Genomic DNA, 22707 nt, shown 5'->3' with positions numbered 1-22707 from the left:
TTGCTGTATATGCCCGGGAACCTGCTAACGCTCTCCTGCCGCAGTTTTTCGAAGCAGACGAGGAAGAAGGTGAGCTACAAAAGGCGTACCACTAAATTAGAAAACATGCACAATATAGTTATATATAAATATAACACAAAGTATATTTGAATTAAATTTTCTGGGCAGCCACAGCAACGATTTATATGCAGGTGCTGGGTTGGCAGTACCCTCCCTTTGTCACTTCACGAGCAGTTTGCTCTGCACTTCCCCCTCCGGGTCCTCCACCTTCACTATATATACTCCTTTGTGAAGCGCAGCGACGGCGATGGGTGCAGTCGCACTTCCTTTCGCGTCGGTCTGCAGGCTTTTGGAATACACCACTTTCCCCAGTATGTCGTGCATCGTAACAGTCACCGGCTCGTGGCTGCCGAAGTGCTCCAGCACAATCTGCACTTCGTCCCCCTCTCCCGGATTGGGATACACTACGAGGCGCCTCTTTTCTGTTAACGTTGCAGGGTCAAGGCCGGTCACGTTCGCCTGGCTCTTGAATATCTCCAGTCCCGCGATGGCTACCCGGTTCACGCTGGGATCAAAGTTAATATTCAGTATTCCCCCTGCCACACTTACCTCGAAATCCTTCACCATCGCCGTTCTGTAACCAATCTCTTTATATATATCCAGGCCCTGCAGCCGCAGTTGATCCTCTATATAGATGTCAAATATCCGATCGGCCTCTGCCGACCAGTAATTCTCAGCAAAGTGCATCCGTACGGTATAAGTTCCATTCTCCAGCGGTATTTCGTAGCTGGTCTCCGCCAAATCCTTCTCGGCAGAGAGGTAGGTCTGATACAGTTCATCGTCGTCGGTGGCGGCAATCGGCGTGGTCACCACCTGCTTGTCCAGTTTGATGCTTCCCTTGCGGTAGGCTTTGTCTGCCTCCCATACGTTTCCCCCGATGGTTACGTTCGCGTTGGCGGCGCCCTTGATGCGCCGCACGGCTGTAATGGCGGCGCCTCCCCCATTTGCGGTGCCGTAGAGCGGGATGCGGAGCGGCGAGGCCCCGTTGGTGAAATAGACGAGCAGCGCCGCATTCTTCAGCCCCTGGCTTATCGGCCTGAATTCCACTGTCATGTTAACAGAGGTCTGCACCGCAAGTTGGGTAGCCGCGGGCTTGGCCGCAGCAAACGCAGCGCGGTCGGGGCCCACAATTTCTACCCGTGCGATCTGGATGGAAGGGTCACTGCTGCCGTCGCCGTAAGTTTTGCCCAGGTTACTCAATGCAACGGTTAGACCTGCGCTGCGGCCCACCTGCACCGGACTAAAGTGAACTGCCGAGGGAGCGGCGGCAAGTTCAGAATAATAAGCGGTGCCTGTCTCCGGCCTTATGTTGCGCACAAAATACACGTTGTCCTGATAGTCGTAATTCGTGAAGTCTGTGCCGAGGTAGTCGGTGCCGATGATATAGGCGTTGGGAATAACGTTGCCTCCCGCATCAATTGCTTTCCAGATCCGCATCCCCAGTTTCTCCTCATCGTTACGGGTTCTGTCAGAATAGGCGCTTCCGACCCGGAAGCCAAAAGCGCCGCCTGGGCTGAAGCTGCCTTTGGCAAGGGCCGAGGAAGATCCGCTCTTCCTCGGGAGCAGCGACTGCCCGTCTACGCCATTGTGCGTAAAGAGCGTTTTGGTGGAAGAGGCACCCTTTTCATACCACCTGAATGATTCCACCTGGGAGCAGCACCCGTGGTAGGCGGCCATCTGTATCACCTCCACAGGCCGGCTGGGGTCCGCCCGCACAAAAAAGGAGGAAATTATTTCATCAGAGCCGGGAACGGCGGACTCCCCTTTGTTCGCTCCGTCGTCATGTTCATACCCGGTGTTGGTTTTAAAGCCGAAGGCGTTGATAATCTCCTGCGCATACGGCTCGTTGTTGCCTTCGCCGACCCGTTGCCACAGGCCGTGTAGCTTCACCTCTTTTTCGGGGGCGGCGTCATCGTTAGAGGAGATATGAAGCGAGCCGTGCAGCACCGTCACACGTATGGACTGGTTTTTGGCGATGAACTCCAAGGTTAGCGTTTCAGATGCTCCCGCTTTGACAGTGAGCGGCAAGTCTGTGGCCGCTTTGTACTCCTGGTCGCCCAGCCGGTCAATTTTCCACAGGTCTCCATCCGATATTTTCAAGTCTGTGACGATCAGGTCTCCCGTGCCTCTGTTACTGATCCGGAGTTTTACCTTGTCGTGGTTACGGTTTTGGGGCGTGCCTTCACGGCTCCACGGGGCCTGCACATTGGAGAAGGTCAGGTGATCCGGGGCAGGGAATCCGTCCTGGTTCTCCACCACCATATGGGGGCTGCTTTGCGGGGTCTCAGACGTGGCTTTCTTTGTGATGGCAGCAGTATTAGGCGTCTCCTGCCCGGCACGGGTTAACCAGTCTCTTTTAACTGCACCCGCCTCTATACACAGTCCGGAGAGAATCAGAAGTAAAGCCGAAAACTTAAACATATGGCAAGGTAAATAAATATAGCATAAGATAATATAGAATGCGTGATATTTTGAAAAAGCTGTATACGCTTTCTTCCGAAAAAGGATGAGCCGCATCATATATCTAATTTATGCCATATGGTATCGGCAGAGACATATGGTGGAGAGAAACGATGGCATTTCAGGCGGGTGATCACACTTTTTTCACGATAGCCACCACCACGCCCCAGATTCGCCCCATGTCGGGGTGGTTTATTTTAATGCGCTCATATGCCGGGTTCTCCGGCTCCAGAAAGGCTCCCTCCGGTTTCAGCACCAGCCGCTTGATGGTAAACTCCCCGGCTACGAAAGCCAGCACGATGCGACCGCTCTCAGGTTTCAGGGAGCGGTCTATCACCACAAGGTCTCCCGGTTCTATATGCGCCCCTATCATGGAGTCGCCCTCCACCCGCGCCAGAAACGTGGCCTGGGGGTTTTCTGTAATATACGCGTTCAGGTCAATCGGGTCCGCGTCATATCCCGCGGCTGGCCCCGGCAGCCCAGCCTGCACAGCCGATGAATATAAGAACAAGTGATGCGCTGTCATGTCCTGTAATTGCACCGCATCCATTCGGTCGATGATGGTAATTTCTGTTTTCATACCGCTATTTTACGAATTAAATTAGTTTTAGCCTCATATTTACTAATTATTTTAGCACTAATTTTTCCTGCTGCACCCCCTCTTGTTTTGGGGTTTATGGATTCATTACTAGACTGTCTATTAAATCATAGAAGGCTGCTGCTGCAGGCAACAACGCAGGCACGGGGAGGGTATAGCAAGAAGTGACAGTAGAAAAACAGCATGAAACAACGACTGGTGGCGCTGACAGGCGCCGGGATAAGCGCCGAGAGCGGCATTGCCACGTTCCGGGATAGGAACGGGCTTTGGGAAGGGCATGATGTGATGGAGGTGGCCTCACCGCAGGGCTGGCGCAAAAATCCGGACTTGGTGCTTGACTTCTATAACCAGCGGCGCAAAAACGCCCAAGGCGTACAGCCCAACGCAGGCCATACAGCGCTTGCCGACCTAGAGAAGGATTTTGACGTGCGCATCATCACGCAGAACGTGGACGACCTGCACGAGCGCGCGGGCAGCAGCAATGTCCTTCACCTGCACGGCAAACTGTTCGAGAGCCGCAGCACCCTCGACCCCACGCTTATATATCCGATGGAAGGCTGGGAGTTGAAAAAAGGCGACAAATGTGCGCGCGGCTCGCAGTTGCGGCCCAACATTGTGTGGTTCGGGGAGCCGGTGCCCCTGATGGAGCAGGCCATGGAAGAAACCACGCAGGCCGATATCTTTCTGGTGGTGGGTACCTCGCTTGTTGTATACCCGGCAGCTGGTCTTGTAGATTTTGTGCCCGATGGAGTGCCGATATTTGTCGTGGACCCGAACCTGCCCGAGATGCGCCGCCGCCCCAACCTATATAGCTACGAAGAGAAAGCCAGCACCGGCATGCAGAAAGTGGCGCAGGTGCTGCGCGAGAAGTATATATGATTTGCGTTACCGCCCTCTACCTATATCGTTCTTGCACCGCCTCTGTTCACTCCTTTTTTCATTCTACAGGCCCAGCCAGGAGTTATAAAAATCAATATTGTTTATATATAAATTCTCGATACTAGATCGGAGGCTCGGGTATAGTAGCCTAAGAGGAGCCCTCACGCCACAGGCCATATATGATAGAGGCACAAGTAACAGACGCTTGCCTGCAGGACATTACCAATCAGTAACAGCGGGACACTTCAGAATCTTATCTTCAAGAAGAAATAAAATATGTAAAAATGAATTTTAGACAAATCTAAATTTGTAATTTAGCGTTCCTAATTATCATCGTCAACTTCTTTAAACGAATTAGGAATGGTACAGAGAATTATACTTTTGCTGTTAATAGGCAGCCTGGGCCCTGCCGTGCATGCACAGACGGGCACGTTAAGCGGAAAGGTAACAGCAAGCTCCGGTGCATTGCCTTACGCCACTGTGATGCTAAAAGGCACCTCCTGGGGCACGTCTACCAATGAGGAAGGACTATATATAATGGACAAACTGCCTGCCGGGACATATGAGGTGCAGGTAACCGCCATCGGCTATAGACCAGCGCAAAGACAAGTGGAGGTAATACCCGGTTCGGATATAACGCTGGACATCCGGATGGCCGAAGTAAACGCCTCGCTAAATGAAGTGGTGGTAACCGGCACGCGCACCGAACGCCGCCGGCTGGAGAGTCCGGTGGCAGTGAACGTGCTTGACAGCAGAATCTTTAATCTCACCCAATCCAACACGCTGTCGGAGGGGCTCTGCTTCCAGCCGGGCCTGCGCATGGAAACCGACTGCCAGACCTGCAACTACACCCAGCTGCGCATGAACGGGCTCGGCGGCTCCTATTCCCAGATTCTCATCAACAGCCGCCCTGTTTTCACGTCGCTGATGAGCCTGTACGGCCTGGAGCAGATACCGGCCAATATGGTGGAACGGGTGGAGGTGGTGCGCGGCGGAGGCTCAGTGCTATATGGCTCCAGCGCGATTGCGGGCACCGTCAACATCATCACCAAAGAGCCGGAGGAAAGCACCTACACCCTCTCCTCTACCTCCTCCGTGATTGACGGACAAGCCTGGGACCACTTCCTGAACGCCAATGTGAACACCGTGAATGAGGCGCGGAATGCGGGGGTGTCGTTTTTTGCCTCGCACCGCGACAAGGAGGCATATGACGCCAACGGCGACGGGTTCTCGGAGCTGGCGGAGCTCAAGAACAACTCCTTCGGCTTTAACTCCTTCTTCAAACCCACCGAACGCGACCAGATTGACGTGAATGGCTGGAGCATACAGGAGGAGCGCCACGGCGGCAACAAGCTTGAGGGTCCCGCTGACCGGGCCGACCAGGCAGAGTACCGGCTGCAGAACAACCTGGTGGCCGGCCTCAACTGGGACCACCAACTGCGAAGCGGCAAGGCCTCCTTTAGTGTCTACGGCTCGGCGCAGAGCACCAGCCGCACCCACTATACCGGCATCGACCAGTCAGACGGCTGGGGCAACACCAAGAACCGGACGGCGCAGGGTGGCTTCCAGTTCAATTACAGCCTGCCCGATTTTTTCGGCGGCAGCAACACCCTCACCGCGGGTGCCGAGCACCAGTATGACTATACCTTAGATGAGATAAAGGCCTACAACTACCTCATCGACCAGAAAACAAACCTGACGGGCCTGTTCCTGCAAAGCGACTGGGATATTAGCCCGGGCATTACTGTGCTGTCCGGGGTGAGGGCCAACAGCCACAACAACGTGGAAGGGCTCACGCTGACGCCCCGGCTGAGCGCCGTCTACAAGCTGGGAACTACCACACAGTTCCGTGGTTCCTACGCCCGTGGCTTCAGAGCACCGCAAGCCTTCGAGGCAGACCTGCACATCGCGTTTGCGGGAGGCGGGGTTTCCCTTATACGGATAGACCCGAACCTGCAGGAAGAAACCTCCAGCAGCTTTAACGCCTCAGTGGATTACAACAAGGCGAGCGAGCAGATGATCTATGGCTTTACGCTGGACGGCTTCCACACACGCCTCTACGACGCCTTTGTATTGGAGGAAATCGGGACGGACGAAAACGGCAACCAGCTGCTGCTGCGCAAGAACGGGGGCAACTCCACGGTGAGGGGTGCAACGCTGGAAGGCCGCCTCAACTATGATCAGCGGTTCCAGCTGGAGACGGGCATTACGGTTCAGCAGTCGCGCTACGACGAGCCGGTGGCCTGGTCAGCGGAGATAGCGGGCACGCGGGAGTACCTGCGCACGCCTGCCACCTACGGCTATTACGTGCTCACGCTGTTGCCCCAAAGCCGTTTTACCGCCTCATTCTCCGGGGTGCTGACGGGCCCGATGCAGGTGCCGCACTTCGGCGGCGCGCCCGGCGTGGCAGAGGATGTGTTATATACCTCCCCCACCTTTGTGGAGAACAACGTGAAACTGGCTTACCGCTTCACCATCAAAAGCATTGGGAAAGACCTGCAGCTGAGCACCGGCGTGCAGAACATGTTCAACGCGTACCAGCGGGATTTCGACACCACCCAGTACCGCGACAGCAACTACGTATACGGCCCGGCGCGGCCGCGCACGTTCTTCTTCGGGCTGAAGTTTGGGTTGATGTAGCTCCGTAAAGGAGATAACTTAATCCTCCGCCTCCTCGCCTTTTGCCACGATGTCGCCCTCGGTGAAGAGGATGGCTTTCATCATCTCGCGCCAGGCGGGCTTCCTGCGCAGCAGGAACTCGAGGTCCATGCCGAAGTGCTTGAACTCCTCGTTCTGCGCGTTTTTCATGATGGCTTTTGCCTCCTCGTCTTTCTCCACCGAGATGCGCTGCTCGTACCAACTAATGGCTTCGGCCTCTTCAATCACGGAGGTAATCATGCGCACAAAGGTGCGGGTGCTGTCGGAGAGTTCGTGGGCGGGCTCGTGGTACTGTTCGGTTGGCATAAGTTAGGGGTTAAGTTGAAACGATGTCTTTTCCTAACGCTTCGCCAGGCTATTGGGTTGGGCTTATATATAGCCGCCGAAGCAAAAGCCAGTCAAAGGGCAGCTGCTCTCAAATAAGCTACAGGCGGCGGCAAAGCTGACCTGATGATAAAAGTCACTCACAACAAGATGAATGTCATTCTTTGTGCCGCTGCGCATACCTACCTTAGCGGCATGATTCGTACAGCTGCATTCTATATATAAAAGCAAGTACCCTGCACACAAAACCATGAAGAGGGCTTTCCTCATATCGCTCCTGGCCCTGATACTCCTGCAGAGTTTCGGCAAGGTGTTTATTGTGCTGGATTATCAGCTCCGCAAGGACTATATCATGGAGTTCCTGTGCATCAACCGGGACAAGCCGGAGCTGCAGTGCGAGGGCAAGTGCCACCTGAAGAAAGAGCTGAAGAAAAGTGAGCAGTCGGACAAGCAGGCGAACGACAAAGCCCGGAAACAGGAGCTGCCCGTAACGCTCTACTGCCAGGCCCTGTTCCGCCTCCCCGCGCATGACGCGAGCTACAGAGCCGCTCTTTCCACGCCATTCCGCCAGGGCCATCCCCTGAAAGTGACTTACTCCATTTTCCATCCGCCGCGCTACGCAGCGTAAAAGATTTATTTCTCCGGCAACTTCTGCCTGAGCAGGACGCCATGCCCGGCCTTTTCCGCTGGCTGCGCGTGCACCAGCGTATCCTTTAACCTGTAGCAATTCCTATATGCAACGTATTATATACTGCACTGTGTGCCTGCTGGCACTGTGCCGCTACGCGTACGCCCAGACAGCCGTCAGCGGCAGGGTGATTGACGCCGTTACCCGAGAGCCGCTGGAGGCCGTCAGCGTGCGGCTGACCCAGGCGCAGGCGGGCACCATCACCGCGCCCGACGGCAGCTTTTCCATATCCTCCGGCCAGTCCGCCGATTCCCTTGTCGTTTCCTATATCGGCTATACCCCGCAAAAACTGCCGCTGGCCAGCAACGGGATGCTGGTACAGCTCCGGCCAGCCGCCAGCCAGCTGAGCCAGGTGGTGGTGTCGGCGAGCCGGGAGGCGCAGGCGCGCTCCGAGGTGCCGGTGGCCATCAGCGCCATTTCCCGCCAGACCCTCCTCGACACCAAACCCGTGACGCTGGACCAGGTATTGAACAAAGTGAGCGGGGTATATATGGTGAACCTCGGCAATGAGCAGCACACCATGGCCATCCGCCAGCCCATCGGGTACAAGAGCCTGTTCCTCTACCTCGAGGACGGCATCCCCATCCGGGCCACCGGCGACTTTAACCACAACGCGCTGATTGAGGTAAACATGGCTGCGCTGAAGACGGTGGAGGTGATCCGCGGCCCGGCCTCCTCGCTCTACGGCAGCGAGGCCATCGGCGGCGCGGTCAACTTCATCACGCAGGCACCCTCGCAGGTCCTGACGGCCAGGCTGCAGGCGGAGGTCAGCGACCGGGGCTACCGCCGCACCGACTTCAGCGCCTCCGGCACGAAAGGCAAGCTGGGCATATATGCCGGTGGCTACTACGCCGCCCAGCGCGACGGCATCATCGAGCACAGCGACTTCGACAAGCTGGCCCTCACCCTCCGGGCCGACTACAGCCTCAGCGGCCGCAGCAAGCTGGTGACCGCCGCCACCCTCGTCGACTACAAGACCGACCAGACGGGCGGCCTTGACAGCACCCGGTTCTTTGCCAAAGACTACACCAGTCTGCACACCTTCACCTACCGCAAAGTGAATGCCCTGCGGGTGAGAAGCACGCTGGAGCATGAGTGGAACGCCGGTAACCACACCCAGGTCAGCGCGTTCTTCCGGCACAGCGCCATTGGGCAGAACCCATTTTACGCCATCGCCAGCGTAGCCGGCAACCCACTGAAGGCGCGGGGGGAGATAAACGAAGATGCTTTCCGCAGCTACGGCCTCCTCGCGCAGCACCGCAAATCTTTTAATTTCCTGAGCACACAGCTCATCGGTGGCCTGAGCTTGGACCACAGCCCCGCCACCTACCAGGCCCACTATATAGCCATCGACCGCAGCGCTGACGGCACCTACACCGGCTACACCCCCACCGACTCGCTGCTGACGGACTACCACGTGAACCTGCTGAACACAGCCGCCTACACGCACCTGGAGATGTACCCCTCGGAGAAACTGAAAGTGGTGGCCGCCCTGCGCTACGACCGATTGGATTACACCTTCGATAACAAACTTACCCCCAGCGCCTTTACCGGAGCGCCCGACGAGCGGAACGGGTTCCGAAGTCTGTCGCCGAAACTGGGCATGACCTACGCGCTCAGCAGCAGCGTGGGGGGCTACGCCAACTACAGCGTCGGGTTCGCGCCGCCCCAGATTTCGGAGCTGTACCGGGGCGTGAAAGTGCCGAGTCTGCAGCCCTCCTACTATACCAATTACGAGGCGGGCGGCTGGGTCAGCTTCGCCCGGCACAAAGGCTACCTCGATGTGAGCGTGTACCGGCTCAACGGGAGGAACGAGATCATATCCGTACGCCTGCCCGACGGCTCTTACCAGAACCAGAATGCCGGGGAAACGAGGCACTACGGCGTGGAGTACACGCTGAAATATGAACCGGTAGATGGCCTGCTGCTGCGGTGGAGCGGCACCAACGCGCGCCACGCGTTCGCGGAGTATGCAGAGCGCGGCAACGACTTCAGCGGCAACGAGATGGCCACTGCGCCCCGTTTCATCAGCAACGCCGAAATCATATATAAACCGGCGCTGGTGCCGGGGCTGCGACTGGGGCTGGAGTGGCAGCACCTGGGCAGGTACTATATGGATGCGGCCAACACCGAGTACTACGGCGGCTATGATTTGCTCAACACCCGGGTGGGCTATATATGGCGCGGCCTTGAGATGTGGGTCAATGCTCTTAATCTAAGCGATGTGCTCTATGCCACCACCGTGGACAAGTTCGCCTACGGCAAAAGTTACCGCCAGGGCATTCCCAGAACGTTCCATGTTGGGGTGGGCTACAGCTTTGCAGCAAAGGGCCCGTAGCTCCATGCCTTTACCTGCCAATGATATATAAACCGGTGCCAATCGCCGGTATTTGAACACGATTTATATATAACACTTTTATGAACAAGTATTTAGGTGCGATCTCCTACTGCTGCTTTATATATATCCTCTTCCTGGCAACAGGCTGCCTGCCACGTGTATCGCAGGAGGCTGAGGCAAATCCTCCTGTGGCTTTCAGAATTTCAGAGGCTGGGAAAGCGGCGGCCTCCCCCTTCCTCACCCAGGACCAGCACGGTAACCCGGTGCTGTGCTGGGTGCAGGCCACCGACACAGCCGGGAATTACCTGCTCTATTATGCCGCCTCCGCGGATGGCGGGCAAACGTTCGGGACGCCCAAGGCAATCCTGACAACCAAAGGAGTGTACCCGCACGACGAGAACCTCTCCAAAATCCTCTACAAAAAGAACGGGGATATGATAGCGATGTATGCCGTGAGCAACCCCAGCGAAGAGAACAGCTACGCCGGGCTGGTGTATTATACCCAATCCTTTGATGGCGGCAAAAGCTGGACAGCACCGAGGCAGCTCTCCGAGAGCGGAGCCGGCAGCATCGACGAGCGTTACTTCGACATGGCGCTGCTGCCCAACGGCGACGTGGCCGCCGTCTGGCTCGATTCCCGAAAGGATATAGGCATGGGAGAACCGGCTGCGGACAAGGACATGCAAATGCACGGGGATATGGATATGGGGATGCACATGGATAAGGAAGGCTCCTCGCTGTATTACGCCAGCACCAGCGGCCGCGGCGGCTTCAGCGGGGAGAAAGTGCTAGACCAGCACCTCTGCCAGTGCTGCCGCACCGACCTGTACGTAGACGAGAAAGGCCAGCTGCACGTGGCTTACCGGGGCATCCTCAACGACAGCATCCGCGACATGATGCACCTCGTATCGACGGACAACGGCAACAGCTTCTCTGAGCCCGAGCGCATCAGCCCGGATAACTGGGCCATAGACGGCTGTCCGCACACTGGGCCGACGATGGCATCCAACAGCCAGGGCATGCACTACGCGTGGTTCACAATGGGCGGCGGCAGCGGGGTGTTCTACAGCCATCAACCCTCTGGCGGAACCTTCACGCCCCGCGCACCTGTGAGCAATGTGCCTTCCGCCAAGCATCCGCAGCTGGCCGCATTCGGCAATGGCATGCTGGCCCTGGTGTGGGATGAGCGGGTACCGCAGCGGGGGCAAACCAACCATGGCGTTAGCCTGCAGGTGCGCAGCGAAACTGGAGAGCATCTCAGCACCTCGCGCCTCACCCCCGACTCTGTGACAGCTGTTTTTCCCGTTATCACCCCAGTTAGCGACAGCAGGCTGCTGGTTGCCTACACCGTGAAAGACAGCGAAGCCGGTGAGGTGTGGTGCCAGGTGGTTCCGGTAAAGGAGTAGCCCGCAGCACCCGCTATATATTGCCCGGGCATCTGCCTTTCATACAAAGGCAGCTATGCCCGGTGCCACAGCTGCCCCTGCTCAATCCGCAGCGTCGACGGGATGTTGTTGTGGTAGAGTTGCCCGGTGCCGAGGCCCTGCGGCAGGGTGATGTCGTATTTGGCGGTGAACTGGCTGATGGCGTTCAGGCCGATGTTGGACTCCAGCGCCGAGGTCACCCACCAGCCGATTTGGCGTGCCTCCGCCAGTTCTATCCATTCGGCGCTGGCGGCGAGGCCACCGACTAATGTGGGCTTCAGGATGATGTACTGCGGCTTTATATGCTCCAGCAGCTGCACTTTTGCCTCCGGCTCCTGCACCCCGATTAGTTCCTCGTCTAAGGCGATAGGAATGGGCGTGTAGGCGCAGAGTTGGGCCATGGCCTCGTGCTGCCCCTGCCTGATGGGTTGCTCGATGGAGTGGAGGTCGTAGCGGGCGAGGCGCTCCAGTTTTTTGTAGGCCTCCTGCGGCGAGAAAGCCCCGTTGGCATCCACCCGCACCGTCAGTTCCTGTGTGCAGGCTACCTCACGGATGCTTTGCAGGATCTCCAGTTCCTGCACAAAATCGAGCCCGCCAATCTTCAGTTTCAGGCAGCTGTAGCCTTCCTTCAGCTTCTTCTCAATCTGCTCCTGCATAAAGGCTTTGCCGCCCATCCAGATGAGGCCGTTGATGGGGATGCCGGCTTCGCCCCGGCTGAACGCGTTGTTATATATAAACCGCTTGCCGCCATGTTCCAAATCAAGCACGGCTGTTTCCAGGGCAAAGCGCAGGGCGGGCCAGTCCTGCAATTGCAGCTCCGGCGGCAGCGGCTTGTTCGCCCGCAGTTGCACTTCCTGCCCGTTCACCTGCCGCATCACCTCCTGCAGTTTCTGCTCCAGGTCGGGCCGGTCGTCGATGCTCAACCCGGCGAGCGGGGCGCATTCCCCCACTCCCACCACTTCCGGCGCACCCGCCTGCCACAGATTCAGGAAATAGACTTTATGCTCCGAGATGGCGCCGCGCGAGGTGCGGGCATCAAACCTGAACTGCAGGGTGTGGGGCATGTAACTCAGTTGGAGCGGCATATGTTTCTGTAGTTGATTCTGTGCAAGATAAACCATAACTGCCATTTCTGACGTAAATGAAATCAAGCAGATCAGCCTCCGGGAAAGAAGCCCTGCCGACAAAACGCAGATTTCCGTTCCCGCTATCTATAACCTGAACCATTGTACCCGCTGCCGGACCTTTACCTGCCTTTTGCCACTTTACGGCATATCGCCACAACCTGTAGCCCCTGCGTTTGTTCTACTCCTGATTTCTTACAAAAACAGACAACCTGATATATGAGCGCCCCCCTTACCGCCCCTGCCACGCAGGAGATGACGCAGCAATACGCGCAGATACGCGCCCGCACTGAATTGATTTGCCAGCCACTGGAGCCGGAGGACACGGTGGTGCAGCCCATTGTGGACGTAAGTCCGCCCAAGTGGCATATGGCGCACACCAGTTGGTTTTTTGAGACGTTCCTGCTGCAGCAGCACCTGCCGGGCTACAAACTGTTCCACAGGCAATACAGCTACCTGTTCAACTCCTACTACAACAGCGTGGGCAGCCGCGTGCAGCGCGACCAGCGCAGCACCCTCACCCGGCCGCCGCTGCGCGACATATATGCCTACCGCCGGCACGTAGACGAGCACATGCACCAGCTGTTGCAGCAACTGGGCGAGACTAAAGTAGCGGAGTTGCTGCCGCTTTTGCAACTGGGCCTGCAGCACGAGCAGCAGCACCAGGAGCTGCTCATCACCGACATCAAGTACATCCTCAGCACCAACCCGCTACTGCCGGTATATAAACCACAGCCGCAGCTATATATAACTCCTGCCTCCACCAAAGCTTCTTTTTTAGAAGTGCCCGGAGGCGTATATACCATCGGTTTCCGGGGCGAGGGCTTTTGCTTTGACAACGAGCTGAGCGTACACGAGGTGCTCCTGCAGGACTTCCGGATCATGAACCGGCTGGTGACCAACGGCGAGTACCTGGAGTTTATGGAAGACGGCGGCTATAAAGACTTCAGGCACTGGCTGGACGAGGGCTTTGCGCTGGTGAACAGCCAGCGGCTGGAGGCGCCGCTGTACTGGGTGAGGCAGGACGAGGAGTGGCTCCGCTTCACGATGCATGGGCTGGAGAAAGTGAATCTAAATGAGCCGGTGTGTCACCTGAGCTTTTACGAGGCGGATGCCTACGCCAACTGGGCCGGCAAGCGGCTGCTGACGGAGTTTGAATGGGAAGCGGCTTCGCAGGTATATCCTCCCTCTGGCGGCAACTTTATGGAGAGCAAGCGACTGGAACCCACGGCGGCCAATCCCGCCACTGAAGGGCTGCAGCAGTTGTATGGCGATGTGTGGGAATGGACCTACAGCGCCTATCACCCCTATCCCGGCTTCACGAAAGCGCCGGGGGCCATCGGCGAGTACAACGGCAAGTTTATGCTGAACCAGCTGGTGCTGCGCGGCGGCTCCTGCGCCACCCCGGAAAGCCACATCCGCACCACCTACCGCAACTTCTTTCACCCTGACAAGCGCTGGCAGTACAACGGCATCCGGCTGGCACAGAAATAAATGGAACCGACCACGACAGAATCCCCAATGATAGAACTGAGCCGCAAACTTGACGGCAGCAACGACACCGAAACCTTCGCCCGCGATGTGGCGGAGGGCCTGAGCCAGCATCAGAAAACACTTCCCTCCCGCTATTTTTACGATGCTGCGGGCAGCAGGCTTTTCCAGGAGATTATGGCCCTGCCGGAGTACTACCTGACCCGCTGCGAATTTAAGGTGCTGACGGAAAACCGGCAGGAGATAGCCAGGCACTTCGCGAAGGACAGCTTTTTTCACCTGATAGACCTGGGCGCCGGCGATGCGCTGAAGACCAAGATTCTGCTGCGGGAACTGGACCGGCAGCAAAGCTCTTTTGATTATGTGCCCGTGGATATATCCGGCGACGCCATGCGCCAGCTCAGCAGCAGTCTCCAACAGGAAATGCCCGCTGTGCGCGTGCAGGCCGTGGTGGGCGAATACTTTCCGGCGCTGGAATGGCTGCATGAAAACAAGCCCGAGCGCAAGGTGGTACTGTTCCTGGGGTCCAATATCGGCAACTTTAAGCCGGATGAAGGCAGAAATTTCCTGAAAACCATCTGCAGCTACCTGAACCCCGGCGACAAGCTGCTGCTGGGCGTGGACCTGCGCAAGGACCCGGACACCATCCTGAGCGCTTACAATGACACTTCCGGTGTGACGGCCGAGTTTAACCTGAACCTGCTGCGTCGTATCAATGCCGAGTTAGGCGGCGAGTTTGATATAGCGCAGTTTCAGCACTACCCTATATATAACCCGCAGGAAGGCGTAATGCGCAGCTTCCTTGTCAGCCGGAAGGAGCAGGAGGTATATATCCGCGACACTGGCCGCACTTTCCACTTCGATGCCTGGGAGGCCATCCACACCGAAAATTCCCACAAATACTCCATGCAGCAGGTGGAGGAACTGGGTAAAGCCTGCGGCTTTCGAGTCGAAACGTTGTTTCAGGACGTGGCCTGCCGCTTCGCGGATGTGCTGTTCACCGTCACCTGAAAGCCGTTTTATATATGGCCTATTATAACCTAAGTCGCGAGTTACTGTGTGGGGTATAACTTATGGAGCGATATTTTATATGGTTATATATGGCGAGAGCCTCCTCGCTTGTGACCTGATATTGCCGGGCCTCCCCGAGAATTCGCTCGGGAAAGGCCAGCAAGTTCGGGTTGCAAACCCGATACCATCTCAGGATACAAGTTTAAAACTTGCACCATACCGAGAGGCACGTTTGCAAACAGGGTCTTTTTGTTTTCATCTCCGGCCCAGCTATTTTTGAAAACAGCATCTATCAACCGCCGCCATATATGAATCTTATCTCTCTTGCCTCCGGGGGCAGCTATTTTCGTAGCCCTGCCCCCGCCACCGATGCCGCCATTTCTGCCCTGCAGGAGGGAAAAACATTCTACGGTCCCACCGAGGGTATACCGGAACTGCGGCAGGCCATCTGCAACTTATATATAAAAGCAGGGCTCCAGGTCAGGCCGGAGCAGGTACTTATTACGCCAGGCAGCAAGCAGGCGCTTTTCAACCTGTTCACGAACTTGCTGTGCCAGGGAGACGAGGTGGTGGTGCCTACACCCGCCTGGTTTGGGTTCCGTGAGCTGATGAAGTACAGCAAAGGCCAGCTGGTGCCCCTCGAAACGAAGCTGTCGGAAGGATATGCCCTAACGCCCGAAGCGCTCCGCAAGACCCTGAACGAGCGCAGCCGTATACTTCTACTGACAAACCCCGGCAACCCCACCGGCCGCCTTTACACCAAAGTCGAGCTGGAGGCGCTGCTGGAGGTGACACATGATTTTCCGAATCTATATATCCTGTCCGATGAAATATATGACCGTGTTACTTACGGTGGGGCTTTTACTTCTCTCCTTTCCTGCCAGGGGGCAAAAGCAGAAAGAAGCGTCCTGATAAACGGCTTTTCCAAGTCCTTCGCCATGTCGGGTTGGCGGCTCGGCTATATATTGGGGCCGGAGGAGGTGATTCAAAAATGCGTGGACTTCCAGGCGAGCACGCTGGCCGGAGTCAGCGTTTTTCTGCAGGAGGCCGCCCAGGCGGCCCTTGTGCAGGCGGAGCAGGTGCTGCCGGAGATGCTGGAGGTGTTGACACAGAACAGGCAGATTATGCAGCAGGGGCTGGACGCGATACCGGAAGTAAAGTGTTATCTGCCCGACGGCGCCTATTATTTCTTCCCCGACTTCAGCTATTACCTCCACCGCCGCACCCCGGCAGGCGACACTCTTCCTACTTCGGTTGACCTCTGCCGCTACCTCCGCGAAAGCCACGGCATAGAACTCGCTCCCGGCGATTACTTCGGTGCGCCCGGCCACGCCCGCATGTCCTTCGCCATCGAAACACCAAAGCTGCGGGAGGCTATGCAGCGGCTGAAGCAGGCGCTGGGATTGTTGATTGTTGATTGTTGATTGTTGATTGTTGATTGTAAGGGATACGCTGATGTGCTTTATATGCTGATGTGCTTTATATATGGGTGCAGCATTTACTTATATAGAATTCCGTTAACTGAAGCAGAAGACCTCGCAGCGTGCGCAGCTCCTGCGAGCGTCTGACCAAGTATCTGCCCACCCTCAGGCAGCCGCCTTCTTCAACAGGCAGCAGTTCTTGTACTTCTCACCGCTCCCGCAGGGGCAGGGCTCGTTGCGGCCCACGCGTTTGCCATATGGGCTCAGCAGTTGCCGGAAGTTGATGCGGAAGCGGCGTTTGATATTCTTCTGGTGAAAGATTTTGGTCAGCAACTCATATAGCTTCGGGTGGTTCTCGGCCAGTTGATCCGGCTTTTCGAAGAAGTACTCCGTCACCACGGCAAAAAACTCGGCCTCGCTGGTGGCGCCGTAGCTGTCGATATCCGAATCGCCCTGCTTTATTTTCTGGATTTTGCGGTACATCAGCTCCTGCCACGGCTGAATAAGTTCTTCGGGAAGGTAAGCGGCGGGAGTGCCGTCTATCTCGCCGTCGGCCTGGTCCAGCATATGGGCAAACTCGTGGATGCCGACATTCTTGCGGTCAGCCATATCGTTGAAACCGCGCTCCAGGGCAGGCTTGGAGAGCGTGACGTAATGGTCGTTCTGGAAAGGATTCACGCGGCCCAGCACCTCCGACACCGCCTCGCTTTTTTCGTCTTTGTACCGCTTGATGCTCCCGGGAAACACCAGCACCTCCCCCAGGTTCTGGTATTCCCAGTCGCGGAAGCCGAAGATGGGAATGATGGCGCTGGACGCCACCAGGACCTTCGTCACATCGTCCACCACCACGTCGATGCCCGTTATCCGCTTCTCCGACAGGAAAAGCTGCAGCATCTTCTCGAAGCGCCTTTTGTCTTCCTCCGTCTTCAGGGTGTGGTAAAAGCCCACCCGGTCAGTCAGAATCCTGCGCCACTCCGGTGGGAACTCCTGCGCCAGCACTTTTCTGCGCCGACGCGTTTTGCGGGTGGCCCAACTATAAAAAAGCAGGCTAATGCCTGTTACCAGTGCAAAAAACACGATGTATCCCATGCCTCACTTAAACGCGCCAAGGACCGGAAAGATGCTCAGACAACGAGTAAATTGCATCCCCTGATATCCGAATTGTCGAAACGGCCCAAAACTTCGAAGCTGCCATCCTCCTGCATTCGTCCAATATCCTTTGTCTCGATAAAGGCACAGGAAGCTACGTTGCCCAGATCAATGACGTTGATGCCGCCGGAGCGGTGGTGGGGGCTGAGGTCAAACGGGTCGTTGAGGTCGCGGAGCAGGAGCCGCATGCTGTAGCCGGGCCGGAAAATGCCCTCGCCTTTGGAGTAGCCCTGCGAGAGCAGTTCCGTCATCCCGTACTCGGAGTGAATGGCCTCCACGCCAAAGCCTTTCTTTAGGTGCGCGTGCAGTTCCTCCCGTATCATCTCGCGGCGGCGGCCTTTCATGCCGCCCGTCTCCATCACGGTCACGCCGCTGAAATCCTCCTGCCCTTTCAGTTCCTCCGCCAGGTCAAGCAGGGCATACGAAACCCCGATCAGCAGCACCTTTTTCCCCCGCCGCCGCGCCTGTCGCAGCGCCTGCAACAACTTGTTATGGTCGCGCAGGTGAAAGCCCTCCTCCTGCTGCCCTGTTTTCTGGATGAAATGATCGACCATGGCCACCAGCGAAGAGCCGCCCTGCTCGAGGTAGGAGGGCAGCAGCGCCAGCACCACATACTCCTGCAAAGGGCCGTAGAAGTGCTCAAAAGTCCTTTCTGTGATAGCATGATATAGCTTCAGATCAGCCACAAAGTGGCGGCTGCGGGCCTGTCCCGTGGTGCCGCTGCTGTAAAAGGTGATTTCCGGGGTGAAATCACCGGTTTTCACGTCCTGCTCCTTGAAGAACTCGATGGGCAGAAAAGGTATTTGCTCCAGCGCCTGCACATCCGCTGCCTGCAACCCGAGGTGCTTTATATATGAGCGGTACACCGCCGTGTGCTGCGCCTGGTAGCGGAACAGCGCCAAAGCGGCGGCCTGGAAGTCGAACGGAGCGCCCTGCCGCAGCAGGCTGGTGTGGTTTGTTTTAAAATCCATAGAATACAACAAATCCTATATTCTCTGCGTTAATTTAAGTAAATTCAGCCTCACTTTCTGACACCCGAATGAAACACCTGCTAAAGTACAGCGCCGCGCTTTTTGTGATAGCCCTGCTGTTGGGCGGTTGCCGCGAGGAACCCAATTACCCGGACGAACCGTCCATCACCTTTGACCGGGTAGACCAGTATACGTACACCAAAAACAGAATCACGTTCGACTCTCTGGTGCTGGTGGTGGATTTCCAGGACGGAGACGGCAACCTGGGCCTCCGCAGAACCCCCTTGGATGAGTCTGATCCGGATTTTCAGGGCTCCTTCGAACAGAGTTCCCCCTACTTCAACAACTTTTTCGTGAACCTGCAGGTCAAGCGGGGCGATACGTATGTGCCGTACCCCTTTGCCTCGGAGTTCCTGAACCTGAACGGTCGCTTCCCGCGCCTGGCCCGCGACGACAGGGACGAGGTGCTGGAAGGCGAGATAAAATACACGCTCACCAACTTCTCCAACGACATCTTCGACCCGCGCGACACGGTGCGCTTCGAGATTTTTATATATGACCGCGCCCTGAACAAGAGCAATTCGGTTTATTCAAACGACGTGGTGCTGTTCCAGGGGCAGTAGCAATTTTACCCGCGTATATAAACCCCTATATAAAAAATGCCCGGTAGTAGTTTAGCAGACTGCCGGGCATTTTTATATAGGGTAGCTTTACTCAGTAGATGGGCGGATAGGCCTCTGGATCCGCCTCGTGCATCAGCTCATACACGGCTTCAAACACATCCTCAACGTTAGGCTTTGAGAAATAATCGCCGTCGGATCCGTAGGCGGGGCGGTGGGCGTGCGCCGAGAGGCAGGTGGGTTTGGAGTCGAGCCAGCGGTACGCGCCCTGCTCGTCCACGACCTGCTGCATCATATAGGCGGTGGCGCCGCCCGGCACGTCCTCATCCGCAAACAGCACGCGGCCCGTCTTCCGGATGGAGTCTGTGATGGTGTGGTCCACGTCGAAAGGCAGCAGCGTCTGCACGTCAATCACCTCCGCCTTTATGCCGAACGCTTCCAGCTGTTTGGCGGCCTCCATCACAATGCGACACATCGAGCCATATGTCACCACCGTGATGTCGGTTCCTTCTTTAAGAATTTCAGGCTGCCCCAGCGGCACCGTGAACTCCCCGATGTTGCGGGGTATGCGCTCTTTCAGACGGTAGCCGTTCAGGCACTCTATCACCAAGGCAGGCTCGTCTGCCTTCAGCAGGGCATTATAGAAACCGGCTGCCTGCGTCATGTTGCGCGGCACCAGCACATGTATGCCCCGGATGCTGTTCAGAATCATGCCAATAGGGGACCCGGAGTGCCAAATGCCCTCCAGGCGGTGGCCCCGCGTGCGCACGATGACAGGTGCCTTCTGTCCGCCCTTGGTGCGGTACTGCAGGCTGGCCAGGTCATCAGACATAATCTGGATGGCGTAGAGCAGGTAGTCGAGGTACTGTATCTCGGCGATAGGGCGCAGGCCACGCAATGCGGCGCCAATCCCCTGCCCCACAATCGTACACTCGCGGATGCCGGTGTCGGTCACGCGCAGGTCCCCGTATTTTTCCTGCAACCCGGCAAAAGCTTGGTTCACGTCGCCTATATAACCCACGTCCTCGCCGATGGCAAATACGCGCGGATCGCGGGCAAGCATGGCGTTGAAGCAGGCCTGCAGCACCTCGCGGCCGTCCACCAACGGGGAATTCTCATCAAATTCAGGTTTCACCTCCCCTACCAGCAGCACCGATTGCTCAGACTGGCTGAAAAGGTAGGAGTTGTAGCGGTCGGCGTTCTCGCCCATGGTTTGCTCCAGCCATCCGACAAGCTCGCGCCGGGCCTGGCTGCGCTCGCCGCGCACGTAGCGCAAAGCCTTGCGCACCGCCCTTACGGCGTCGCTGCGGATGGGCGGCTCTATTTTGCTGAGGCCTCTGGCGATGTTTGCCAGCTGAGTGGCATGCGTATCGCTAGCGGCGGCCAGGTTGTCGAGCAGCCGGAGGGCCTCGTTGTGGTCTTTTTTAATGGAGCCCAGCAGGGCGTTCCAGGCCAGCCCGCGCGCCGTGCGCACTGCTTCCTTCGCCTCCGCCTCTATTTGATCTACCTGCTCGGTCGTGGCGATGCCGTTTTCCAGTATCCACTCCCGCATTTTCTTCAGGCAGTCGTACTCTGTCTCCCAGGCCAGGCGCTCCTCCGGCTTGTACCGCTCATGCGAGCCGGAGGTAGAGTGGCCCTGCGGCTGCGTCATTTCCTCCACGTGTACCAGCACCGGCACGTGCTGCTCGCGGCACACGCGCACAGCGGCCTCGTAGGTTTCGCAAAGGCCTATATAGTCCCAGCCCTTCACCCTGAAAATCTCATAACCCTGCTCCTCCTCGCTGTTGCGCTGAAAGCCGGACAGAATCTCGGATATGCTGCCTTTGGTGGTCTGTAGCTCGGAGGGCACCGATATGCCGTAGCCATCGTCCCAGACAGAAACCAGCATCGGCACCTGCAGCACCCCCGCAGCGTTGATGGCCTCGAAGAACATGCCCTCGGAGGTGGAGGCATTGCCGATGGTGCCGAAGGCTACCTCGTTTCCGTTCACCGAGAACTGCTTGAGTCCCTGAAGCTCCGGGTTCTGGCGGTATAGCTTGGAAGCATAGGCCAGCCCCAGGAGGCGTGGCATCTGGGCGGCCGTCGGGGAGATGTCGGCGCTGGAGTTCTTTATTTCCATCAGGTTCTTCCAGTTGCCCTCCTCATCCAGGGAGCGGGTGCCGAAGTGGCCGTTCATGGAGCGCCCCGCCGTTGACGGGTCCGCCTCTAAGTCAGTGTGGGCATATAGCTGGGCGAAATACTGCTGCAGGGTCAGCTCCCCCATCGCCAGCATCATGGTCTGGTCGCGGTAATAGCCGGCGCGGAAGTCGCCGGGGAGGAAAAACTTCGCCAGCACCAGTTGCGCCACCTCTTTCCCGTCGCCGAAGATGCCGAATTTGGCCTTTCCCATAAACACCTCCTTGCGGCCGGTGAGGCTGGCCTGCCTGCTCTCCCACCCAAGCCGGTAGTCGTTGAGTATCTCTTCAGCTGTTAGTCTTTGAGTGATAGATGCTTCAGCAGTTTGCATGTTTTCTCGGTTAGGCCAGTGTGTGTTTTACCCATCAAAAGTAAAGAAAATAACCCTATTTTCAAATCAGGGCCTATTCGGAGCAGGTTTGGCCCCGAATGCTGTCCGCTGCTTTATAAAAGAAATTTGTATATTTGTTTTGCCCTGCGCACCACAGAACTTTAATTGCCAAAAATTTGCTTCTCCTGTATATGAATAGAAGGCTTCATTTCTTGCTGCTGCTTTGCCTCGCCCTGGCGGCCCACGTGGCCAGCGCACAGGGGCAACTGAGCTTTGAGAAAGAAACGCATGACTTCGGTGTCATTGCCGAGGGTACACAAGCTACTTACGAGTTTACCGTCAAAAATGTAGGCGATCAGCCTGTAATTATATCGGAGGTGCGCCCCTCGTGCGGCTGTACCACCCCCTCCTGGACCAAAGAGCCTATCCTGCCCGGAAAAACTGGCGTGATATCTGCTATCTATAACAGCACCGGGCGGCCTGGCTTCTTTAACAAGTCGATTACCGTTGTATCCGATGCGGCAGCGCCCACACAGGTTTTGTACATAAAAGGAGAGGTTGGGCCAAAGGATTTAAAAACCTATTACACCCCGGAACAAAAGGCAATGTCGCCGCGTTTGGCAGTTGGCAGAACCAGCTACGATTTCGGAAAACTTGAAAAAGGACAAAAAGCAATAGCTAAGTTCCGCATCAAAAACACAGGGCTGCGGCCGCTGGTGATACAGGGAATAAAGTCCCCGTGCAACTGCGTGCAGTACCGGGTGTCGGAGCCGGCAATAAAACCAGGGCAGACGGCACTTTTGGAACTAAGATACAGCGCAGCGGTGTTGCATGAGCAAAGCGAGGAAGTTAAGGTTCTTTCAAATGATATCGTCATGCCAGCGCTCCGGCTTACGCTGAAGGCAGATGTAACAGAGCGACAGGCAACTCAAAATAAGTTAAGGGAGGGCAAGTAGCCGACACCTTAAGAACAGTTTTTTTCATA

Annotated in this window: 17 protein-coding genes; 10 read left to right on the top strand and 7 right to left on the bottom strand. The window is 56.8% G+C overall.

From position 1 onward, the window contains the following. Nucleotides 1–219 precede the first annotated feature (219 nt). Entirely contained in the window at nucleotides 220–2481 is a 2262-nt protein-coding gene (locus tag GSQ62_RS19460; RefSeq protein WP_161891047.1) for a malectin domain-containing carbohydrate-binding protein, read from the bottom strand. A 172-nt stretch (nucleotides 2482–2653) separates the two neighbouring features. Continuing rightward, nucleotides 2654–3100, bottom strand: a complete 447-nt coding sequence (locus tag GSQ62_RS19455) for a LexA family protein (protein ID WP_161891046.1) — start codon at nucleotides 3098–3100, stop codon at nucleotides 2654–2656. 201 nt (nucleotides 3101–3301) lie between these two features. Between GSQ62_RS19455 and GSQ62_RS19450 the strand changes: the two genes are divergently transcribed. Next, on the top strand, nucleotides 3302–3997 hold the full coding sequence (locus GSQ62_RS19450; RefSeq protein ID WP_161891045.1) for an SIR2 family NAD-dependent protein deacylase: 696 nt from the start codon (nucleotides 3302–3304) through the stop codon (nucleotides 3995–3997). Nucleotides 3998–4357: 360 nt separating this feature from the next. Next, entirely contained in the window at nucleotides 4358–6637 is a 2280-nt protein-coding gene (locus GSQ62_RS19445) for a TonB-dependent receptor (protein ID WP_161891044.1), read from the top strand. Nucleotides 6638–6655: 18 nt separating this feature from the next. Here the strand turns inward: GSQ62_RS19445 and GSQ62_RS19440 are convergent, their stop codons facing one another. After that, nucleotides 6656–6961, bottom strand: coding sequence for a ferritin family protein (locus tag GSQ62_RS19440; protein ID WP_161891043.1), 306 nt, complete (start codon nucleotides 6959–6961; stop codon nucleotides 6656–6658). 268 nt (nucleotides 6962–7229) lie between these two features. Here GSQ62_RS19440 and GSQ62_RS19435 point away from each other — a divergent pair, with 268 nt between their 5' ends. The 3 genes from GSQ62_RS19435 to GSQ62_RS19425 all read left to right on the top strand — a co-directional run bounded on the left by GSQ62_RS19435 (nucleotide 7230) and on the right by GSQ62_RS19425 (nucleotide 11411). Next, nucleotides 7230–7607, top strand: a complete 378-nt coding sequence (locus tag GSQ62_RS19435) for a hypothetical protein (protein ID WP_161891042.1) — start codon at nucleotides 7230–7232, stop codon at nucleotides 7605–7607. A 106-nt stretch (nucleotides 7608–7713) separates the two neighbouring features. After that, nucleotides 7714–10005, top strand: coding sequence for a TonB-dependent receptor (locus tag GSQ62_RS19430; protein ID WP_161891041.1), 2292 nt, complete (start codon nucleotides 7714–7716; stop codon nucleotides 10003–10005). An 80-nt stretch (nucleotides 10006–10085) separates the two neighbouring features. Beyond that, complete coding sequence (locus tag GSQ62_RS19425; RefSeq protein WP_161891040.1) at nucleotides 10086–11411, top strand: sialidase family protein; 1326 nt, start codon at nucleotides 10086–10088, stop codon at nucleotides 11409–11411. A 53-nt stretch (nucleotides 11412–11464) separates the two neighbouring features. Here GSQ62_RS19425 and GSQ62_RS19420 read toward each other — a convergent pair whose 3' ends face one another. Next, nucleotides 11465–12514: an o-succinylbenzoate synthase gene (locus GSQ62_RS19420; RefSeq protein ID WP_161891039.1), complete on the bottom strand. Its 1050-nt coding sequence runs from the start codon at nucleotides 12512–12514 to the stop codon at nucleotides 11465–11467. A gap of 258 nt (nucleotides 12515–12772) precedes the next feature. On the opposite strand from GSQ62_RS19420, the gene egtB reads away from it, so the two are divergent. The 3 genes from egtB to GSQ62_RS19405 all read left to right on the top strand — a co-directional run bounded on the left by egtB (nucleotide 12773) and on the right by GSQ62_RS19405 (nucleotide 16479). Then, nucleotides 12773–14047 (top strand): ergothioneine biosynthesis protein EgtB, encoded by a 1275-nt coding sequence (gene egtB, locus GSQ62_RS19415; RefSeq protein ID WP_161891038.1) that lies wholly within the window; start codon nucleotides 12773–12775, stop codon nucleotides 14045–14047. 27 nt (nucleotides 14048–14074) lie between these two features. Continuing rightward, on the top strand, nucleotides 14075–15055 hold the full coding sequence (gene egtD / locus GSQ62_RS19410) for an L-histidine N(alpha)-methyltransferase (protein ID WP_237586839.1): 981 nt from the start codon (nucleotides 14075–14077) through the stop codon (nucleotides 15053–15055). 308 nt (nucleotides 15056–15363) lie between these two features. After that, nucleotides 15364–16479: an aminotransferase class I/II-fold pyridoxal phosphate-dependent enzyme gene (locus tag GSQ62_RS19405; protein ID WP_161891036.1), complete on the top strand. Its 1116-nt coding sequence runs from the start codon at nucleotides 15364–15366 to the stop codon at nucleotides 16477–16479. A 162-nt stretch (nucleotides 16480–16641) separates the two neighbouring features. Here GSQ62_RS19405 and GSQ62_RS19400 read toward each other — a convergent pair whose 3' ends face one another. After that, on the bottom strand, nucleotides 16642–17565 hold the full coding sequence (locus GSQ62_RS19400; protein ID WP_161891035.1) for a M90 family metallopeptidase: 924 nt from the start codon (nucleotides 17563–17565) through the stop codon (nucleotides 16642–16644). Between the two features lie 35 nt (nucleotides 17566–17600). Next, nucleotides 17601–18596, bottom strand: coding sequence for a long-chain fatty acid--CoA ligase (locus tag GSQ62_RS19395; protein ID WP_161891034.1), 996 nt, complete (start codon nucleotides 18594–18596; stop codon nucleotides 17601–17603). Between the two features lie 68 nt (nucleotides 18597–18664). Between GSQ62_RS19395 and GSQ62_RS19390 the strand changes: the two genes are divergently transcribed. Beyond that, complete coding sequence (locus tag GSQ62_RS19390; RefSeq protein ID WP_161891033.1) at nucleotides 18665–19219, top strand: hypothetical protein; 555 nt, start codon at nucleotides 18665–18667, stop codon at nucleotides 19217–19219. A 91-nt stretch (nucleotides 19220–19310) separates the two neighbouring features. On the opposite strand, the gene GSQ62_RS19385 is transcribed toward GSQ62_RS19390, so the two are convergent. Then, a complete protein-coding gene (locus tag GSQ62_RS19385; RefSeq protein ID WP_161891032.1) occupies nucleotides 19311–21722 on the bottom strand; it encodes an alpha-ketoacid dehydrogenase subunit alpha/beta in 2412 nt (803 codons plus the stop codon). 245 nt (nucleotides 21723–21967) lie between these two features. Between GSQ62_RS19385 and GSQ62_RS19380 the strand changes: the two genes are divergently transcribed. Beyond that, a complete protein-coding gene (locus GSQ62_RS19380) occupies nucleotides 21968–22678 on the top strand; it encodes a DUF1573 domain-containing protein (RefSeq protein WP_237586838.1) in 711 nt (236 codons plus the stop codon). Nucleotides 22679–22707 lie beyond the last annotated feature (29 nt).

Origin of the sequence: Pontibacter russatus, from assembly GCF_009931655.1 — a bacterium.
GTDB lineage: Bacteria > Bacteroidota > Bacteroidia > Cytophagales > Hymenobacteraceae > Pontibacter > Pontibacter russatus.
Note: the sequence above shows the minus strand (reverse complement) of the source record. Positions and strands in the feature narration are given on the sequence as shown.